Here is an 18,164-nt window from a genome sequence, read left to right on the forward strand (position 1 = left end):
CGGAGGGCCAGCCTGTGCTGAGTTTTATGAGAAGCGCGCCGCCCCAACCCCTTATCCGGGATCAGGCCGAGATCGATGCCACCTATCGCCACTGGCGACTGCATCTGCTGCTGACCATGTATCTGGGCTACGCGGTCTTCTACTTCACCCGCAAGAGCTTCAACTTCGCCATGCCGGACATGCTGGCGAGCGGCATGCTGGACAAGTCCGATATTGGCATGCTCTGGACCCTGTTCTACATCACCTACGGCTGCTCCAAGTTCTTCTCCGGCATCATCAGTGACCGCGCCAACCCGCGCTACTTCATGGGGATTGGCTTGATGGCCACCGGCGTCATCAATATCCTGTTCGGCCTCTCGTCGGCACTCTGGATGTTTGCCGCCCTCTGGGTCGCCAACGCCTTCTTCCAGGGCTGGGGCTGGCCCCCCTGCTCCAAGCTGCTCACCAGCTGGTATTCGCGCACCGAGCGCGGGGTCTGGTGGTCGGCCTGGAACACCGCCCACAACGTCGGCGGGGCGCTCATCCCCCTCATCGTCAGCACCATCGCCCTGCAACATGGCTGGCGCTACGGCATGATAGTGCCCGGCCTTATCGCCATCGTTGCGGGGTTGTTCCTCTGCTGGCGGCTGCGGGATACCCCGAGCGCCATGGGGCTGCCGACAGTAGGCGAGTGGCGCAACGATGCCATGGAGCTGGCCCAGCAGACCCAGGATGCGGGGCTCTCCCACCGCCAGATCCTGCGCAAATATGTGCTGGGCAACCCCTATATCTGGCTGCTGGCCTGCTGCTATGTGCTGGTCTATGTGGTGCGCACCGCCATCAACGACTGGGGCAATCTCTACATGACCGAGCAGCGCGGCTTCAATCTGATGATTGCCAACTCGGCTATTTCGATGTTCGAGGTGGGGGGCTTTATCGGCGCGCTGGTGGCGGGCTGGGGATCGGACAAGCTGTTCAACGGCAACCGTGGCCCGATGAACCTGATCTTTGCGGTGGGGATCCTGCTGGCGGTGGGATCGCTGTGGCTGATGCCCTTCTTCAGCTATGTGATGCAGGCGGCCTGCTTCTTTACCATCGGTTTCTTCGTGTTTGGCCCGCAGATGCTGATCGGCATGGCGGCGGCGGAGTGCTCCCACAAAAACGCGGCGGGGGCCGCCACCGGCTTTGTCGGCCTGTTCGCCTACATGGGGGCGGCGCTGTCGGGCTATCCGCTGGCCAAGGTGATGGAGATCTGGCACTGGAACGGCTTCTTCGTGGTGATCTCGGTGGCGGCCGGCGTCTCGGCCCTGCTGCTGCTCCCCTTCCTCAAGGCGCAGGCCCCCAGAACCGCTCAAGCGAATGCAGAGTAGCGGCTGGCATCTGGCAAGCCAGACCCGCCAAGCAGAAACAGGCAGGGCGCGGATCATCGCGCCCTGCCTTTATCCCTGAAGCTATCCCTGCCTCAGGCAGCCTGACAGACCCGGTTCTTCCCTTCCCGCTTGGCCCGATAGAGGGCGTCATCGGCGCGCCGGAACAGGTGGTCGAAATGCCACGCCCCCTGCCAGTGGGCGACCCCCATGCTGACGGTAATATGGATCCCCTCCACCTCGCTGGCCGCAAGCTGAACCAGCAGTGACTGGCAACGGGCGATCGCCTCCTCTGCGGTGGCATGGCGAAACAGCAGCACAAACTCCTCGCCCCCAAAGCGACCGGCCAACACCCCCTCCAGCTCGCGCAGCGCCAGCCCGACCCGCTCCAGCACCCGATCCCCCACCTCATGACCATGCCGATCGTTGACCTGCTTGAAGTCATCCAGATCGAGCACCACCAGCGCCCCCTGCTGTGCCGGCCGTCCCCGGGCCAGACGTTCCATAAAACCGCGGCGATTGAACAACCCGGTCAGCGGGTCATGACTGGCCTGATAACGCAGCTCCAGCGCCCGGTGCTGGTTGCAGAGCAGCAGTACCCCGAAAGTGAGCATGGAGCTGCCCACCAGCATGGAGACATAGGGCAACACGTTGAACAGCTGACGCTGGAACGGGCTTTCGATCACCTCGCCCCAAACGGCACATATCCGCATCAGGGTCATGGCAATCAGCACCAGATTGAGGCCAATCAGCACCCAGACCGCCACCTGATAATCGGGACGGCCGTGGCGCCAGAGCTGCCAGATGATCAGCGTACTGAGCACAAGAAAGGTGGCGCTGCTGATCATCACCCGCACCGCAATCCGGCCATCGATGGCGACCGACCAGGTCATGATGGCGGCAAACAGCAGGATGAAGCCCCAGCAAGCTCGCCAGCCGGGCGGTTGACGGAAGAAACAGCGCTGGGCGACCAGCAGCAACAACACATGAAAAATCAGGAAGACATTGCCAACCCAGGAGCCATAAGGCGTGGGGGTCAGCAGCAGACTGGCGAATCCCGCCTGACCCAGCATGGCAAACAGGCTGGACCACCACCAGACCCCGACGCCGGGAATATCGTGGTGAGTCACGCGAATGATGGTGAGCGTGAGGAAACCGAGACAATAGCCACACAAGGCCATGATCATCAAGGTAAAAATATCCAGCTTGAGCAGTAGTGAGGCGTCCATACCAAAGCCATACAGAGAGGGTAACTGAGTATATGAGAAGCGTTTGCCTAGACCCAGAGGGACCTGACTGTTTTCACAATAAAAACATCCTGTTCGCCGGTTTTTCGCGCTGCTGGATCACTCTCGCCATTCCGTCACCACAGGCTCGATGCATACCCGCTGATGAGATCCCCCCGACAAAAGCCACATGCGAGCCCCTCGCTGTGTAACAAAATGTCTTGGGCACAATTTGGGCTTGAACCCACCCCATTAGATAGATATGTTGTTTTCGTGTGATTTTATGAATGAAGCCATGAGCAATAAATGTCTCTAACCTGTTGAGTCTTCTGACACAATCTGTTTTTGGTACATTTTTCACTCAACCACTATTCATAGCATCTCATATGGGGCTTTTGTCCCGCTCAAGACATTCATCCTGTCTTGCCTGTTGCCGGATGCAGCAGTCTCTTGTGCCACGGAGTCGCACGGGATCAGGTTCAAGGCCGAACACACCACCGACAGAGACGTCACTTATGATCAGAAAACTGATTCTTTCTACCCTGCTGTTTTGCGGGATCGCCACGGCGGCCCCGACCCCTGCCCCCACGTCCACCCTGGATGCCGTGCTGGAACGCGGCGTGCTGCGGGTCGGCTTCGATGCGGGCTATCAACCCTTCGAGATGACCAACAAGCAGGGCCAATACATCGGCTTTGACGTGGATCTCGCCAAGATGGTCGCCAAAGAGATGGGCGTGAAGGTCGAGTTCGTCAACACCGCCTGGGATGGCATCATTCCGGCGCTCTTGACCAACAAGTTCGACGTCATCATGGGCGGCATGACCGTCACTCCCCAGCGCAACCTGCGAGTCAACTTCGCCGATCCTTACATCGTGGTCGGCCAGACCATCGTCCTGCGCAAAGAGAAGGCGGGCGAAATCAAATCCTTCACCGACCTCAACGACCCGAAATACAAGATCGCGGTCAAGCTCGGCACCACCGGCGAGCAGGCAGTCAAGCGCCTGATCCCGAAAGCCACCCTGCTGCAGTTTGAAACCCAGGATGACGCCAAGCTGGAAGTGATCAACGGCAAGGTTGATGCCTTCGTCTATGACCTGCCCTACAACGCCATCTTCGCCTCCCAGAATCAGGGCGCCGTGGTGCACCTCGACAAGCCGTTCACCTTCGAGCCGCTGGCCTGGGCCATCCGCAAAGGGGATCAGGACACCCTCAACTGGTTCAACAACTACCTGCGCCAGATCAAGGGCGATGGCAGCTACGACCGTCTCTACAAGAAGTGGTTCGAATCCAATAACTGGCTGAACCAGCTCAAATAACCTCCGGGGGGCGGCATATGCCGCCCCTGCACCACGCAGCTCCCCACACAATAACGAGAAGAGGTTGTGACTGTGCACACACCCAAACCGACAAGACAGATGGAAAAACAGCCCAATCAGCTACTCTGGCAGGGCGTCTTCCTGCTGATGCTGCTGGTTGCGGTATTCGGCATCTACAAGGCTGTCCAGTCCGTGGATTACACCTGGCGCTGGGAACGCATTCCCCAATACATCGCCTATCAGGCGGAACAGAAGAATCTGGCCGAATTTGACGGCACCGTGATTGCAAGCACCAGCGAGGCCGAGAAGGGCAAGCTGTTCCTGCAAGACGATCTCGACCCCAATGTGCGGCAAGCCATCGCCAGCACCGGCGTACAAGTCGCCGAAGGGGATACCATTTTTCGTGGCGATACCCTCGACACCCAACTGAGCTGGACCGCTGGCCCCATCGCCTGGGGCGTCTGGGTTACCGTCAAGCTCTCGCTGGTGGCGGGCATCTTCGCCATCCTGCTCGGTACGCTGGCCGGGCTGGCACGTCTCTCCCCCAATCCCGCCCTGCGCAATCTGGCGGTCACCTACGTCGAGCTCATCCGCGGCACGCCGCTGCTGGTGCAGATCTTTATCGTCTACTTCTTTATCGGCACCGTGCTGAACCTCGATCGCTTCACCGCCGGGGTCGCCGCGCTGGCGGTCTTTACCGGCGCCTATGTGGCGGAGATCGTCCGCGCCGGTATCAGCTCCATCCACAAGGGGCAGATGGAGGCGGGTCGCAGCCTGGGTATGACCTCGGCCCAGACCATGCGCTATGTCATTCTGCCGCAGGCGTTCAAGCGGGTGCTGCCGCCGCTGGCGGGCCAGTTCATCAACCTGATCAAGGACTCCTCGCTGGTCTCGGTCATCTCCATCACCGATCTCACCAAGGCGGGGCGCGAAGTAGTCAGCTCCACCTTCAGCCCGTTCGAGGTATGGTTTACCGTCGCCCTGCTCTATCTGGTGCTGACCGGCACCCTCTCTTTTCTGGTACGCCGTCTGGAGGTGAAATATGCGCGCAGCAACTGATCCCATTATCAAGGTGCAACAGGCATCGAGAAGTGCTGCCGGCACCCCCTTCGCCTTCCCGATTCCTCTTCTGGAGGCGAAATATGCGTACAGCAACTGATCCGATTATCAAAGCGACCGGCGTGGAGAAATTCTACGGCACCGAGGTGCACGCCCTGAAAAACGTCAGCACCCAGGTGGCCGAAGGGGAAGTGGTGGTGATCGTCGGCCCCAGCGGTTCCGGCAAATCGACCTTCCTGCGCACCCTCAACCAGCTGGAGACCATCAACGACGGCAACATAGTAGTCGATGGCATCTGCCTGACCGAGCCGGGCGATGTCAACAAGCTGCGGGAAGAGGTGGGCATGGTGTTCCAGTCCTTCAACCTCTTCCCCCACCTGACGGTGCTGGACAACATCACCCTCGCCCCGCAGAAGGTGCGCGGCCTGTCGCGCCGTGATGCCGAAGATAGGGCCAAGGCGCTACTGCTGAAAGTGGGCTTGTCGGTGAAAGCGGCCAGCTACCCGTCCCAGCTCTCCGGCGGTCAGCAGCAGCGGGTGGCGATCGCCCGAGCGCTCGCCATGCAGCCGCGCATCATGCTGTTTGACGAGCCCACCAGTGCGCTCGACCCGGAGATGGTGGGCGAAGTGCTGGATGTGATGAAGGGGCTGGCCCGCGAGGGGATGACCATGGTGGTGGTGACCCACGAGATGGGCTTTGCCCGCGAGGTGTCGGATCGGGTGCTCTTTATGGAGAGTGGCGAACTGCTGGTGGATGAGAAGCCTGCCGACTTCTTCGACAATCCCCCCTCTCCGCGTCTGCGCCAGTTCCTCAGTCAGGTGCTGTAGCGACCACAACACAGTGGATAGACGAAGAGGGACCCAGGGTCCCTCTTCTTGTTCTTCATACAGGTTGTTCTTCATGCAGGAGCCCCCCATCCGCTGAACCCGAGTCCCCCTCTCATCGGCTCAGCGCGGGGACTTTCCCAGATAGCGCTCCACGATGACCCTCACCCCGTCACGTTTCTTGAGCAGGTAAAGCTCCTTGTCAAACTGCTCGATAAAGGCCTGCTTGTAGGGGAACTCCCCCTTGCGGCTATAGCCGAGAAAACCCTGCTCCTTGCTGAGCACGGGGCCCTGCTTGAGCAGGGACATATCGGTCACCGCAAGTTGCGATCCCTGTATCATTTTGAACAGTTCATAGAGCAGCGAGATACGGTCATTGACGGTGCAGTCGATACGGCCACGCACTATCTTGAGCAGATTTTCCCGATTGCTTTTCACCTCCTCCACATCGATCTGCTTCTCTTTCACTGCCTGCCAGAAGAGATCGCCTCCCACGGTGAAACCGGCATTGATACCGAAGCGAAGACCGCTGTAGTCATCAGGAAACCGTGCCTGTGGGGTATTGGCTGCCACACTGGCGCCGCACATCACTACCAGCTCTTCATCGAGTATCGGCTGGGAGTAGGGCCAGATATAAGGGCGAGCATCGGGCAGATAGTAGGGAGGGAAAATGGCAAACGCACTGCCCCGCTCCACCAGGCTCAGGCCGCGGCGCCAGGGCATGGGCTTGAGCACCACCTCATAGTCACTCATGGCGGCGGTCACTTCACGAATGATATCGGCATAGATCCCCCTGACCTCCTCCCCCTCCTGCCAGGAGTAGGGGGGATAGGCGGCATCAGCTAGGATCTCGACCCGGGTCTTGGCGTGCGCCATCATGCACAACCCCAGCAACAAGCAACACCAGACACGCATAAGCCAGATCCTCCTGAACAAGCCTGCATCAAGCATAGCCATCCGCCGCCCCTTCCTCTGCGGTTGCAGCACCCTCTTTTCCGCTATCTCTACGCCGACGAAAAATGTTAATGAATTATTAAAGCCATCCTTTATGCTGGAGAGCAATTGCTCTGAATGGATGGCCGCTATGGATGTGCAACTGCTTCTGCTCTACCTCTCCCCGGTTTTTCTGGCCTTTGTCGGCTGGGAGATGCTCTACCTGCGCAAACATGGCGCCGCCTTTCCCACTGCCACCTACCAGTGGCGGGATCTGTTCGCCAACGCCGCGCTGGCCCTGATGCATCAGGGAGGCGATGCGCTGGCGGCCATCGCCATCGCTTATCTGTATGACACCCTCTGGGGCTGGCGGCTGTTCGATATCGAGCTCACCTTCGGGAGCGTGCTGCTGCTGTTCCTGCTGCAGGATCTCTGCTACTGGCTGTTCCACTTCACCAGCCACCATGTGCGCTGGCTGTGGGCCTCCCATGTGGTGCATCACAGCTCGGAGCGGCTAAATCTCTCCACCGCCTTTCGCCAGAGCCTGATGTATCCCATCTCCGGCATGTGGCTGTTCTGGATCCCGATGATCGTTATCGGCTTCCCGCCCGAGGCGGTGGTCGCCACCGTGCTGCTCAGCCTGGGCTTCCAGTTCTTCGTCCACACCCAGGTGGTGGGCAAACTCGGCTGGCTTGAGTGGATCTTCAACACCCCCTCCCACCACAGGGTGCACCACGCCAGCAACGCCAAGTACATAGACCGTAACTTCGCCGGGGTGCTGATTATCTGGGATCGGCTGTTTGGCACCTTTGTCGAGGAGGACCCGGCCGAGCCGTGTCGCTTTGGCATCACCAAGCCGATCCACAGCTTCAACCCCCTCACTCTCACCTTCCATGAGTGGCGCGACATGCTGCGCGATGCTCGTGGCCTGCCATGGCGACAAAAGCTCGCGGTGCTGTTTGGCAAACCGGCCGGGCCTGCCAGCCGTTGAGCCTTCGTATCGAATAGCAACTCCCGAATAGCAAGCCTCTGATAACCAATTCCTGATAACAAGAGAGCGCCACAGTGGCGCTCTCTTTTATGGTCAATCACATCTTCGATATCAGAGATGGGCGAACGACCAGACGGCGGGGATCAGGCTCAGCAAGGTCACTCCGGCCAGCCATCGCTCGCGGCCGCTCAGGCGCAGATCCGCCCCCAGCTGACGGCGGCTATAGAGAAACAGCAGCAGACCCGGCCCGTAAAGCAGCAAGGAGAGCAGCAGATACTCCACCCCGGCGGCATAGAGCAGCCAGAAGCCGTAACCGCTCGACACCAGCGCCACCGCCCGCATCAGGCTTCGGCCCTGCCCGTTCTCCCCCTTCCTGCTGAACGAGAGCTTGAGCAGAAACAGGCCGATCAGCAGGTAGGGCACCAGGATCATCGAGGTGGAGATAAGCAGCAGGCTGGTGTAGCCCTTGCCGAGCAACCATACCAGCAGCAGGCATGTCTGCACCGTCAGGCTGGTGAGCCAGAGCGAGGCGATGGGCGTCCCGTTGCGGTTCTGGCGCCGGAAGATGGCGGGAAACGCACCGTGTCGAGCCGCGCTGAACGGCACCTCGGCCGAGAACAGTGTCCAGCTCACGTAGGAGGCTAGCACCGAGACGATGAGGCCGATGCTTATCAGCAGTTTGCCCCAGGATCCGGTCATCTGGGCCATCAGCCCCGCCATCGAGGGGTTGGGTAGCGCCGCCAGTTCGGGCCGACTCAGGATCCCTAGCGCCAGCACCGAGATAAGCACATAGAGCAGCAGCGCCAACACGACCCCAAGCACAGTGGCCGTGCCCACATCCCGCCGGTTTCTGGCGCGGGCCGACAGCACCGCCGCCCCCTCGATGCCGGTGAAGACCCAGAGGGTGATCAGCATGGTATTGCGCACCTGCTCGGAGACCGGCACCGCCAGGGTGCTGCCCTGCTGATCCGCCGCGAAGGTGACCGGGTCAAACCAGTAACAGGCGAACAGGATAAACAGCAGCAGTGGCAGGCTCTTGGCCAGGGTCGCCACCAGATTGAACAGCGCCGCCTGCTGCACACCGCGCGCCACCAGCAGATGCACCGCCCAGAGGCTGCAGGACTCGCCGACAAACGCCGCCAGGGTGTTGCCGTCACCAAACCAGATCTGCTCGGGGGTATCGACAAAGCTGCCCAGCGCCGCAAAGGCGATCACCAGATAGCCCACCACGCCGATGGTGGCGCAGAGCCAGTATCCCCAGGCGGAGAAGAAGCCCACCAGATCGCCAAAACCGGCGCGGGCGTAGCTGTAGATGCCGCCGTCAAGGTCGGGCCTGAGTCGTGACAGATAGAGAAAACTCATGGCGAGCGCCAGGATACCCACCCCCGTTACGCCCCAGCCGATCAGCACGGCACGCGCCCCCGCCACCTCGGCCATGTTCTGGGGCAGGCTGAAAATCCCCGCCCCCACCATGGAACTGAACACCAGCGCGGTGAGGGACCAGAGCCCAATCTTGCTCTCTTTCATGGGTGCTCCTTAGCGCAACCGGCTGCTCAGCGCCTGAATATGCTCGGGGCCGATGCCGCAGCAACCGCCGATCAAGTTCGCGCCAGCAGCACGCCAACGTTCGGCCCAGCCGAGATAATCCAGCGGCCCCAGATCGGCGCGGATCTCGTCCAGCCCGTCGTTGGCGGTCGCCTCTTTGGGTTGCGGTGGGAAGGCGTTGGCATAGGCACCGAGGCGAATGTCAGCACGGCCCACTGCCTGCAACCTGTCAACGGCCACCGTCAACGCGGCCTCAATCACCTCGGGCTGACAGCAGTTGAACAGGATGGCATCGACTCCGGCCGCCACCAGCGCGGTCACCGCATCGGCCACCCGCTCGCCGGAACGCAGTGTCGGCTCGTTGCCCGGCGCCTCATCTTCCAGCGTGAAAGAGACCCAGAACGGCTTGCCATCTTCCGGCAGCAGCGCTTTCAGGGCCAGTGGCTCGGCAATCAGGCTCATGGTCTCGGCCAGCCAGATATCCACATGAGGTGACAGCGCCCGGATAAGCGGCGTGGCCAGCTCGCTCACCCTGTCCGCCTTGAACAGATCGGCACGGTAAGAACCGAAGAGCGGCGGCAGAGAACCCGCCACCTGCACGGTGCCATGCTGATCGTCAGCCACCTCGCGGGCCAGTTGACCAGCCAGCGCAGCCAGCCCCTCCCCGTCGGCAAAGAAGCGCTCATCGCCGATATGAAACGGCACCAGCGCATAGCTGTTGGTGGTGATAACCCTGGCTCCGCTCGCCACATAGGCCTGATGCACCTCGCGCACCGTCTCGGGCGCCTCCATCAAGGCCAGCGCCGACCACTCGGGCTGACGAAACGGCGCCCCCCGCCGTGCCAGCTCGCGCCCCATGCCCCCATCCAGCACCCACAATTCCCTGGTTTCCATCTGTCGTGTCTCTTTGTTATGTGCGTTGTTTATTTGCGTATTTATCTGTTTGTTTTGTTGATCTGCGGTTTCGCGTCGAATCGCTGCAGATCGTCCAGCTTCATCCTGGGAAGCCCTTTCATTATACAGCCATAAAAACATATAGATGTTTAGACGGCCAAAACAAGATAAAACAAAGCACCACGGGCGGCAATCAGTATCAGCAGAAATCAGCATGCGACCGGCAAGGCAAATGCAGAAATGCAAGAGGCCACCCGAAGGTGGCCTCATCACTCTCTTGATCCGCTGGTGGCTTAACGCCCGGCCAGCACTCGCTTGATCTGTTTGACCCAGTCGGAGACCCGACCCTGCTGCGGCAAGCCACGCCAGATCTGTTCCCACTGGGCAGGGCTGAGCGGACGACCGAGGCGACGCTGCACCCCCGCATAGAGGTAGTCATGGGCCGTGGTGGCCGCATGGCTGGAGGTGAGGAATTTGGAGATCGGATCGGTCAACCGCACATCCCGCATGCCGAGCAGCGGATAGTCGTTGTGCACCGCCGCCAGCATGGTCTCGCGCATGGCGGACTCGATGTAGCCACGGGCAAACAGGGCGGTCACCGATTCCAGCGAGCCCTGTTCCGGGCCATGGTACTGCTCGTCAAAGACCGGGCTCGGCTCGGCCATGCCGCTTTGCACCACCGCATCGGGGTCCGGCTGCGGCACGACCACGGCGGGCTTGGGGGCTGCCGGCTTGGCAGCCACGGGGACTTTGCGCGGCGCGCTCTGGCTACAGGCACCCAGTGCCAGGGCGAGCGCGACACAGGCCAGCGCACGGGAATGAGACTGCATCTTCATGACTCTATGTCGCTCCTTTTACGATTCCTGAACTGGCTTTTCGGCCACCACCGGTTCGACCCGGGTAACCAGCAGCTGATCGATCTTGTAACTGTCGATATCCACCACTTCGAACTTGTAACCGGCGTATTTGACCGAGTCGGTGCGCTTGGGGATCTTGCGCAGCATATACATGATGAAGCCGGCAATGGTCTCGTAGTTCTGGTTCTCGGGGAACTCTTCGATATCGAAGGCGCGCATCACGTCGGAGATAGGGGTCACCCCGTCCACCAGCCAGGAGTTCTCGTCGCGCTGGACGATCTGCTCTTCCACTACGTGAGTCGCCCACTCGCCCATTACGGTACTCATCAGGTCGTTCATGGTGACAATCCCCACCACCAGCGCGTACTCGTTCATCACCACGGCAAAGTCGCCACGATGATTCTTGAAGTACTCCATCGCCTCATAGAGGTTGAGGGTGTCGGGGATGATGATGACGTTCTGTACCAGATTGCCACCGATGAGATCGATACTCTGGCCGCTGATGACGCGGATCAGCAGCTCTTTGGCATCGACGAAGCCCTTGATGCTGTCGAGGTTGTGGTCACAGACCAGAAACTTGTTGTGAGGGTGCTCGGCGATCTTCGCCTTGATGCTCTCTTCACTCTCTTGCAGGGTGAAGTAGATCAGGCTCTCGCGGGCCGTCATGGCGGAGGTGACGCCAAGGGACTGCAGCTCGAACACGTTCTCGATGAGCTGATGCTCCTCGCGCTGGATAACCCCCGCTTCGGCACCGGCATCCATCACCGCATAGATATCGTCGGAGGTGATCTCGTCGTTACGCACCGTGGAGACGCGCAGCAGGCGGAACAGGGAGTTGGCCAACCCGTTGAAGACCCACACCAGCGGCATCAGCACGGTGACGAAGAAGAGCATGGGGCGCACCACCACCACGGCAATCTGCTCGGGCATGGTCATGGCCAGACGCTTGGGCATCAGGTCGGCGATCAGGATAAACATGCCGGTGACGAACACGAAGGACGCACCGGAGCTGATCTCGCCAAGCCAGGGGCCCTGGTAGAACTGGGAGACAATCTCCTTGATGGCGGGGTTGAGGGCAGACTCACCCAGGATACCGCCCAGAATGGCGACCGTATTGAGGCCAATCTGCACCACGGTGAAAAAGTTACCCGGCTGGGCCTGCAGGGCCAGCACCTTTTCGGCCTGGCGATTGCCTTCATCCGCCATCACCTGCAACTTGATTTTGCGAGACGCGGCGAGAGAGATCTCGGAGAGGGAGAAAAACACACTGCCGCCTACCAGCAGCATTAAAAAGAACAAACTATCGGCAAAACTCATGATTAACCTATTGCTACACCCGCCTTAGCACAAGACGGCAAACTGGGCCCGGGAGACCGGACCGTGAGTCCATCCGGGACTCACACAGGGGACGTATTCTATCAGAAAACAGCCAGTTGGGGGCTTTATCTTACTCAGACCAGTTATGCAACAAAAAAGGCGCTTCACGCGCCTTTTTATTCACTTCCGGTCAGCCCTTGCCCAGCAGGGAGCCCAGATCGTCCGCCTTGGTGTGGCGCACATCCTTGCCTTTCACGTAGTAGACGATGTACTCGCAGATGTGCTGGCAGCGATCGCCGACCCGCTCGATGGCACGCGCCGCCCACAACACGTTGAGGACCTGGGGGATGGTGCGGGGATCTTCCATCATGTAGGTCATCAGCTCGCGAATGATGGACTCGTACTCACGGTCTACCTTGTCATCTTCCTTGTAGACCGCCAGCGCTGCATCCAGATCCATGCGGGCGAAGGCATCGAGCACATCGTGCAGCATCTTGATGGTGCGACGGCCCATGTTCTCCAGCGACACCAGCGGCGGCTGTGGCTTGTTGGCGTTGTCGGTCAGCATGCGGGCGATCTTGTCGGCCACGTCGCCTATGCGCTCCAGATCGGTGATGGTCTTGATGATGGCCATCACCAGTCGCAGGTCGGAGGCGGTCGGCTGACGCTTGGCGATGATGCGGGTGCACTCCTCGTCGATCGCCACTTCCATGGCGTTGACCTTGTGGTCGTTGGCCACGATCTTGCGCGCCGCGTCGAGATCCTGATCGTGGATCGCCGCGATGGCATCGGTGAGCTGCTGCTCCACCAGACCGCCCATCACCAGCACCTGATTGCGCACGCTCTCTAGCTCGGCATTGAACTGACCGGAGATGTGTTTATTGAGGTTCATATTGTCCATACAAATAATCCTTGATGCTCCGATTATGCCCTAGTCGTGGAACCGACTGCCAATCTGTTTGCTGAGGTTCATCCTCTCCTCTCCTTAGCCGTAACGGCCGGTAATGTAATCTTCGGTCTTCTTCTTGGCCGGGGTGGTGAAGATGGTGTTGGTATCCGAGTACTCGATAAGCTCGCCCATGTACATGAAGGCGGTCTGATCCGAGACCCGCGCAGCCTGCTGCATGTTGTGGGTGACGATCACCACGGTGAACTGGCTCTTGAGCTCGTTGATCAGCTCCTCGATGGTGAGGGTGGAGATGGGGTCGAGCGCCGAGGTCGGTTCATCGAGCAGCAACACTTCCGGCTCGATGGCGATGGCGCGGGCAATCACCAGACGCTGCTGCTGACCACCGGAGAGACCAAAGGCGTTATCGTGCAGACGATCCTTCACCTCATCCCACAGAGCCGCGCCACGCAGGGAGCGCTCGGCCGCTTCATCCAGAGTGCGGCGATCGTTGATCCCCTGCAGGCGCAGACCATAGACCACGTTCTCGTAGATGGACTTGGGGAAGGGGTTCGGGCGCTGGAACACCATGCCCACCTGACGGCGCAGGGCGGAAACATCGACGCTCTTGTCATAGATGTTGTGGCCGTGCAGCTGGATTTCCCCCTCGATGCGGCAGATCTCCACCAGATCGTTCATCCGGTTGATGCAGCGCAGCAGGGTCGATTTACCACAGCCTGACGGGCCGATAAAGGCGGTCACCTGCCCTTTGGGGATCTTCATGTTGACGTTGAACAGCGCCTGCTTGCTGCCGTAGTACAGGTTGAGATCCTTCACCTCCAGCGCTGTCTGCTCCGGGCTCAGGTTGAGCAGGTCCAGCGCGGTGTGCTGGGTAGACGTGGTCGTTACGTTGATCATCTGTTACCTCAAAATCAGTCTGGAGTAGCCGGACTCTTGCCAGCGACCGCCATGATTGCTGCTGACAGATGGCGGCACTCTTTGGTCCGCGCATCTGTTCTCTCGAACTTGTCTCAAGGACGCCGGATTAATGTTCCAGCGACCGGAATTTCTCGCGCAAGTGGTTACGAATGCCGATAGCTGTCAGGTTTAGGCCCACGATCACCGTCACCAGCAGGAAGGAGGTGGCGTAGACCAGCGGGCGGGCCGCCTCGACGTTGGGGCTCTGGAAGCCGACGTCATAGATGTGGAAGCCCAGGTGCATGAACTTGCGCTCCACATGCAGGTACGGGAAGTTGCCATCCATCGGCAACGTTGGAGCAAGCTTCACCACCCCCACCAGCATCAGCGGCGCCACTTCACCGGCGGCACGGGCAATCGCCAGAATAAGGCCGGTCATGATGGCCGGGCTCGCCATCGGCAGCACGATGCGCCACAGGGTCTCGGCCTGGGTGGCGCCCAGTGCCAACGAGCCCTGACGGATGGTGCTCGGGATCCGCGCCAGACCCTCTTCGGTGGAGACGATCACCACCGGCAGGGTCAGGATGGCCAGGGTCAGCGCCGACCAGATCACGCCGGGTGAGCCAAAGGTCGGGCTCGGCAGCGCTTCGGGGTAGAACAGCTGATCCAGCGAACCACCGAGCGTGTAGACGAAGAAGCCCAGACCAAACACGCCGTAAACGATAGAGGGCACACCCGCCAGGTTGATCACCGCGATGCGGATGATCTTGGTCAGGCTGTTCTTGCCCGCGTATTCGTGCAGGTAGACTGCCGCCACCACCCCCAGCGGGGTCACGATGATCGCCATCAGGAACACCATGAAGACGGTGCCGAAGATTGCCGGGAACACCCCGCCCTCGGTGTTGGCTTCACGGGGATCGTCAGAGACGAACTTGCCGATCTGGTGGAACCAGTGGCCCAGCTTGGCTGGCAGGCTCATGTCGTTGGGCCATACCACATCCAGCACCTTGGACATCGGCATGGTCACCAGCTCGCCGCGCATGTCCTTGACCGTGATGCTGTCTCTGTCCGCCTGGGCACGCAGGGAGAACAGCTCTTTTTCCAGCACCTGATAACGATCGTTGAGGGCCTGACGCTCGCTGGCCAGTTCGGCTTTGAGCTGATCGGTCAGCTTGTCATCCAGCTCGGCCTTGCGCTCTTTCAGGCGGAGCCGCTCCAGTTGATAGTTGATGCTGCCGATGTCCCCTTTTTGCAGATCGTTGGCCTGTTCTGAAAGGGCATTGGCTCGCGCCAGCACCCGCTGCAGGGCAGGATGCAGATCCGAGGTGAGCTCGCGGCCATCCTCTTTAACCCCGACGATATAGCCGTAGAAGTTGCCGTTGGTGGCACGCTCAACCATGGCCAGCTCGGCTGGCTGGCTCTGGGACTTGATGTCCGTCTCCAGCACCCAGCGAAAATCGAGGTCAACGAACTCGCGGTTGCCGGTCTTGACCAGATAGCGGGTCAGCAGCTCACGCTCTTCCCCTTCCAGCAGCAGACCTGCGGCGCGCAGTCGCTCCACCGGCACCAGCTCGCGATCGTTGATCTCGCCGATCAGCACGCTCTTGTTGCCGCTGGCGTCTTCCAGCTGCCACTCATAGATGGGGTGCGGCCAGAAGTAGACCAGACCACGCCAGCCGATCAGCAGCAGCAGACCCAGTACCGCCACCAGACTCAGGCTGACGGCACCGCCGGTCATCCAGATCCAGGGGGCCCCTGATTTAAACCACTTACCCATTGTCGATTCCTTGTCCATTACAGAGTCGCCCCTTACATCGAGCTGTATTTTTCACGCAACCGCTGACGGACAAACTCGGCCAGGGTGTTGAACAAAAAGGTGAACACAAACAGGACGAAGGCCGCGAGGAACAGTACCCGATAGTGGGAACTGCCCACTTCCGATTCCGGCATCTCCACCGCGATGTTGGCGGCGAGGGTACGCAGCCCCTGGAACATGGAGAAGTCCATGATGGGGGTGTTGCCGGTGGCCATCAGTACTATCATGGTCTCACCCACGGCGCGGCCAAGGCCCATCATCACCGCCGAGAAGATGCCCGGGCTGGCGGTGAGGATCACCACCCGGCTCAGGGTCTGCCACGGGGTGGCCCCCAGCGCCAGCGAGCCCTGGGTCAGGTGCTTGGGCACCGAGAAGACCGCATCTTCGGCGATGGAGAAGATGGTGGGGATGACCGCAAAGCCCATGGCGATACCGACCACCAGCGAGTTGCGCTGGTCAAACTTGATGCCCATTTCGTGAGTCAGCCAGATGCGCGAATCGCCGTGCATAAAGGCATTCTCGATGAGCGGGCTCAGGGCGAAGGCACCCCAGCCAATCAGCAGCAGCACCGGGATCAGCAGGATGGCGTGCCACCCCTCCGGCAGCCAGGACTTGCCGCGCTCCGGCAGATAGTTCCAGATCAGCGCAGTCAGCAGCATCCCCATCGGCAGCAGCACCAGCAGCAGGATCACCCCGGGCAGCGCACCCTCGATGATGGGTGCCAGCCACAGACCCGCCAGGAAACCGAGGATAACGGTCGGCAGCGCCGCCATGATCTCGACCGTCGGCTTGACGTATTTGCGCAGCCCCGCCGACATGAAGTAGGCGGTATAGATGGCACCGGCCACGCCGAGCGGCACCGCAAACACCATGGCGTAGAAGGAGGCTTTCAGCGTACCGAATACCAGCGGCACCAGACTCAGCTTGGCTTCAAAGTCGTTGCTGGCGGAGGTGGATTGCCAGACATACTGAGGCTCCGGATACCCTTCGTACCACACCTGTTGCCACAGGGCAGACCAGGTCACTTCGGGGTGTTCGTTCTCCACCGAGAAGAGCTTGAAGGTGTTCCCTTGCTGCATCAGCAACAGGTTGTGACGGGGGGAGATGGCCAGGGCAGAGAGTTCGCCCCCTTCCACCGTCTCGGTCAGCAGCTTGGTCTCGCCGGTGGCGTGGAAGAAGCTGATGATGCCGTGCTTGTCGGCACTGATGAAGCCTTTGCGAAAGTGCTCGGGAGTCAGCAGATCCACCGCGCCATCGCCCTTGAAGTCACGGATCTGGGTGAACTGGCGTTTGCCATCTTTTGCCACTTCGAACCACTGGGAAATCACGCCGTTGTCATTGCCGACCAGCAGCGAAGAGGCGCCGGAGAGCAGCTGAACCCGGGTCACGTTGGCGTTGGAGGCATTGATCTCCAGCACGTTGCGCAGGGAGATGTCGCTCAGGTTGTGAATGTCATAGACGGAGAGGCGATTGCCCTCGCGCACGAACAGGATCCGCAGATTGGGGGTCAGCAACATCTGATCCACATGGCGCGGCAGAGAGGGAATAGTGTAGTTTTCACTGCTCCACTCAATCTCGCCGGAGAGGAAGTTCTCCTCACCGCTCATCACCGTCATCACGCCACGACCATCTTCGGTCACGGCGGCCGTCGCCATCTTGTCCTTGGTGGCTTCGAACACCATCAGCTGCAGCGCCTTCCCTTGCGGGTCGATCACCACCGGCTCTTCGCCGAAGGGATATTGCAGGCTGGGTTCAATCACCCGCACATCGTTGGGATAGGAGACCTTGAACGCTGGCTGGACCACCTGCGCCTTGCCATCGGCAAAGCCGTAGGCGATCAGCCGCTGGCCCGGTGCCGGGGTCGCCACTGTGGTGATGTCACCGGCAACCTGGGCCTGACCCAGTGACTGGCCGACCTTGATCTTGTCATCTCCCTGCACCGCAAAGAAGTTGACCTGCCCTTTATCGCTGAAGCGATAGCCGATCTCGTTCTGCTCTTCCACGCCGAGCCAGGCGGTCTTCCCTGCGGCGGGCAGGGTAAACGATGCGGTCGGCTCCATGGAGGCGCCATTGAAGATGGGTTTCACCACATAGAGCAGATAAAAGAAGATAAGCAACAGTGCCACCAGTACCAGGGCTCCGCCTGTGGTGACGCCATATTTGGCCAATTTATCCTTGATCCGGCGTTTTCTACTGCCCGCCATGACCAGGTTTAACGATTCCGATGACATGCAAG

General features: G+C 60.3%; 15 protein-coding genes. 5 read left to right on the forward strand and 10 right to left on the reverse strand.

From position 1 onward, the window contains the following. Positions 1–14 precede the first annotated feature (14 nt). Positions 15–1,349 carry an MFS transporter gene (locus BSP75_RS15690; protein ID WP_075113813.1) on the forward strand — a complete coding sequence of 445 codons (1,335 nt, stop codon included), beginning with the start codon at positions 15–17 and terminating at the stop codon, positions 1,347–1,349. Positions 1,350–1,441: 92 nt separating this feature from the next. Here BSP75_RS15690 and BSP75_RS15695 read toward each other — a convergent pair whose 3' ends face one another. After that, positions 1,442–2,575 carry a GGDEF domain-containing protein gene (locus tag BSP75_RS15695; protein WP_075113814.1) on the reverse strand — a complete coding sequence of 378 codons (1,134 nt, stop codon included), beginning with the start codon at positions 2,573–2,575 and terminating at the stop codon, positions 1,442–1,444. Positions 2,576–3,087: 512 nt separating this feature from the next. Here BSP75_RS15695 and BSP75_RS15700 point away from each other — a divergent pair. The 3 genes from BSP75_RS15700 (at position 3,088) to BSP75_RS15710 (ending at position 5,774) form a co-directional block, all read left to right on the forward strand. Continuing rightward, entirely contained in the window at positions 3,088–3,888 is an 801-nt protein-coding gene (locus BSP75_RS15700) for a transporter substrate-binding domain-containing protein (protein WP_075113815.1), read from the forward strand. A gap of 99 nt (positions 3,889–3,987) precedes the next feature. Further along, a complete protein-coding gene (locus BSP75_RS15705) occupies positions 3,988–4,947 on the forward strand; it encodes an amino acid ABC transporter permease (RefSeq protein ID WP_075113816.1) in 960 nt (319 codons plus the stop codon). Between the two features lie 83 nt (positions 4,948–5,030). Continuing rightward, positions 5,031–5,774 carry an amino acid ABC transporter ATP-binding protein gene (locus BSP75_RS15710; RefSeq protein ID WP_075113817.1) on the forward strand — a complete coding sequence of 248 codons (744 nt, stop codon included), beginning with the start codon at positions 5,031–5,033 and terminating at the stop codon, positions 5,772–5,774. Positions 5,775–5,894: 120 nt separating this feature from the next. Here the strand turns inward: BSP75_RS15710 and BSP75_RS15715 are convergent, their stop codons facing one another. After that, the gene (locus BSP75_RS15715; protein WP_075113818.1) at positions 5,895–6,686 is read right to left on the reverse strand and encodes an ABC transporter substrate-binding protein; all 792 of its coding nucleotides are present in this window, start codon (positions 6,684–6,686) and stop codon (positions 5,895–5,897) included. A gap of 169 nt (positions 6,687–6,855) precedes the next feature. Here BSP75_RS15715 and BSP75_RS15720 point away from each other — a divergent pair, with 169 nt between their 5' ends. Beyond that, positions 6,856–7,695, forward strand: a complete 840-nt coding sequence (locus BSP75_RS15720; RefSeq protein WP_075113819.1) for a sterol desaturase family protein — start codon at positions 6,856–6,858, stop codon at positions 7,693–7,695. Between the two features lie 111 nt (positions 7,696–7,806). Here BSP75_RS15720 and BSP75_RS15725 read toward each other — a convergent pair whose 3' ends face one another. From BSP75_RS15725 to BSP75_RS15760, 8 genes are all read right to left on the reverse strand, one after another. After that, entirely contained in the window at positions 7,807–9,222 is a 1,416-nt protein-coding gene (locus BSP75_RS15725; protein WP_075113820.1) for a basic amino acid/polyamine antiporter, read from the reverse strand. A gap of 9 nt (positions 9,223–9,231) precedes the next feature. Further along, positions 9,232–10,134: a homocysteine S-methyltransferase family protein gene (locus BSP75_RS15730; protein ID WP_075113821.1), complete on the reverse strand. Its 903-nt coding sequence runs from the start codon at positions 10,132–10,134 to the stop codon at positions 9,232–9,234. 293 nt (positions 10,135–10,427) lie between these two features. Continuing rightward, positions 10,428–10,970: a hypothetical protein gene (locus tag BSP75_RS15735; protein WP_075113822.1), complete on the reverse strand. Its 543-nt coding sequence runs from the start codon at positions 10,968–10,970 to the stop codon at positions 10,428–10,430. Between the two features lie 18 nt (positions 10,971–10,988). Beyond that, positions 10,989–12,308 (reverse strand): hemolysin family protein, encoded by a 1,320-nt coding sequence (locus BSP75_RS15740; RefSeq protein WP_042060394.1) that lies wholly within the window; start codon positions 12,306–12,308, stop codon positions 10,989–10,991. 190 nt (positions 12,309–12,498) lie between these two features. Beyond that, positions 12,499–13,209, reverse strand: a complete 711-nt coding sequence (gene phoU, locus BSP75_RS15745) for a phosphate signaling complex protein PhoU (RefSeq protein WP_042060395.1) — start codon at positions 13,207–13,209, stop codon at positions 12,499–12,501. Positions 13,210–13,293: 84 nt separating this feature from the next. Next, the gene (gene pstB, locus BSP75_RS15750; protein WP_033138278.1) at positions 13,294–14,112 is read right to left on the reverse strand and encodes a phosphate ABC transporter ATP-binding protein PstB; all 819 of its coding nucleotides are present in this window, start codon (positions 14,110–14,112) and stop codon (positions 13,294–13,296) included. 127 nt (positions 14,113–14,239) lie between these two features. After that, a complete protein-coding gene (pstA, locus tag BSP75_RS15755; protein WP_075113823.1) occupies positions 14,240–15,889 on the reverse strand; it encodes a phosphate ABC transporter permease PstA in 1,650 nt (549 codons plus the stop codon). A gap of 32 nt (positions 15,890–15,921) precedes the next feature. Then, entirely contained in the window at positions 15,922–18,159 is a 2,238-nt protein-coding gene (locus tag BSP75_RS15760) for an ABC transporter permease subunit (protein ID WP_075113824.1), read from the reverse strand. Positions 18,160–18,164: the final 5 nt, after the last annotated feature.

Source organism: Aeromonas sp. YN13HZO-058, assembly GCF_001921245.1.
Taxonomy (GTDB): Bacteria; Pseudomonadota; Gammaproteobacteria; order Enterobacterales; family Aeromonadaceae; genus Aeromonas; species Aeromonas allosaccharophila.

What these genes read in the sequence shown, in the direction of transcription:
- BSP75_RS15695 (WP_075113814.1), bottom strand. Translation starts at nt 2,575, where the DNA reads ATGGACGCCTCACTACTGCTCAAGCTGGATATTTTTACCTTGATGATC.
- BSP75_RS15700 (WP_075113815.1), top strand. Translation starts at nt 3,088, where the DNA reads ATGATCAGAAAACTGATTCTTTCTACCCTGCTGTTTTGCGGGATCGCC.
- BSP75_RS15705 (WP_075113816.1), top strand. Translation starts at nt 3,988, where the DNA reads ATGGAAAAACAGCCCAATCAGCTACTCTGGCAGGGCGTCTTCCTGCTG.
- BSP75_RS15710 (WP_075113817.1), top strand. Translation starts at nt 5,031, where the DNA reads ATGCGTACAGCAACTGATCCGATTATCAAAGCGACCGGCGTGGAGAAA.
- BSP75_RS15715 (WP_075113818.1), bottom strand. Translation starts at nt 6,686, where the DNA reads ATGCGTGTCTGGTGTTGCTTGTTGCTGGGGTTGTGCATGATGGCGCAC.
- BSP75_RS15720 (WP_075113819.1), top strand. Translation starts at nt 6,856, where the DNA reads ATGGATGTGCAACTGCTTCTGCTCTACCTCTCCCCGGTTTTTCTGGCC.
- BSP75_RS15725 (WP_075113820.1), bottom strand. Translation starts at nt 9,222, where the DNA reads ATGAAAGAGAGCAAGATTGGGCTCTGGTCCCTCACCGCGCTGGTGTTC.
- BSP75_RS15730 (WP_075113821.1), bottom strand. Translation starts at nt 10,134, where the DNA reads ATGGAAACCAGGGAATTGTGGGTGCTGGATGGGGGCATGGGGCGCGAG.
- BSP75_RS15735 (WP_075113822.1), bottom strand. Translation starts at nt 10,970, where the DNA reads ATGAAGATGCAGTCTCATTCCCGTGCGCTGGCCTGTGTCGCGCTCGCC.
- BSP75_RS15740 (WP_042060394.1), bottom strand. Translation starts at nt 12,308, where the DNA reads ATGAGTTTTGCCGATAGTTTGTTCTTTTTAATGCTGCTGGTAGGCGGC.
- phoU (WP_042060395.1), bottom strand. Translation starts at nt 13,209, where the DNA reads ATGGACAATATGAACCTCAATAAACACATCTCCGGTCAGTTCAATGCC.
- pstB (WP_033138278.1), bottom strand. Translation starts at nt 14,112, where the DNA reads ATGATCAACGTAACGACCACGTCTACCCAGCACACCGCGCTGGACCTG.
- pstA (WP_075113823.1), bottom strand. Translation starts at nt 15,889, where the DNA reads ATGGGTAAGTGGTTTAAATCAGGGGCCCCCTGGATCTGGATGACCGGC.
- BSP75_RS15760 (WP_075113824.1), bottom strand. Translation starts at nt 18,159, where the DNA reads ATGTCATCGGAATCGTTAAACCTGGTCATGGCGGGCAGTAGAAAACGC.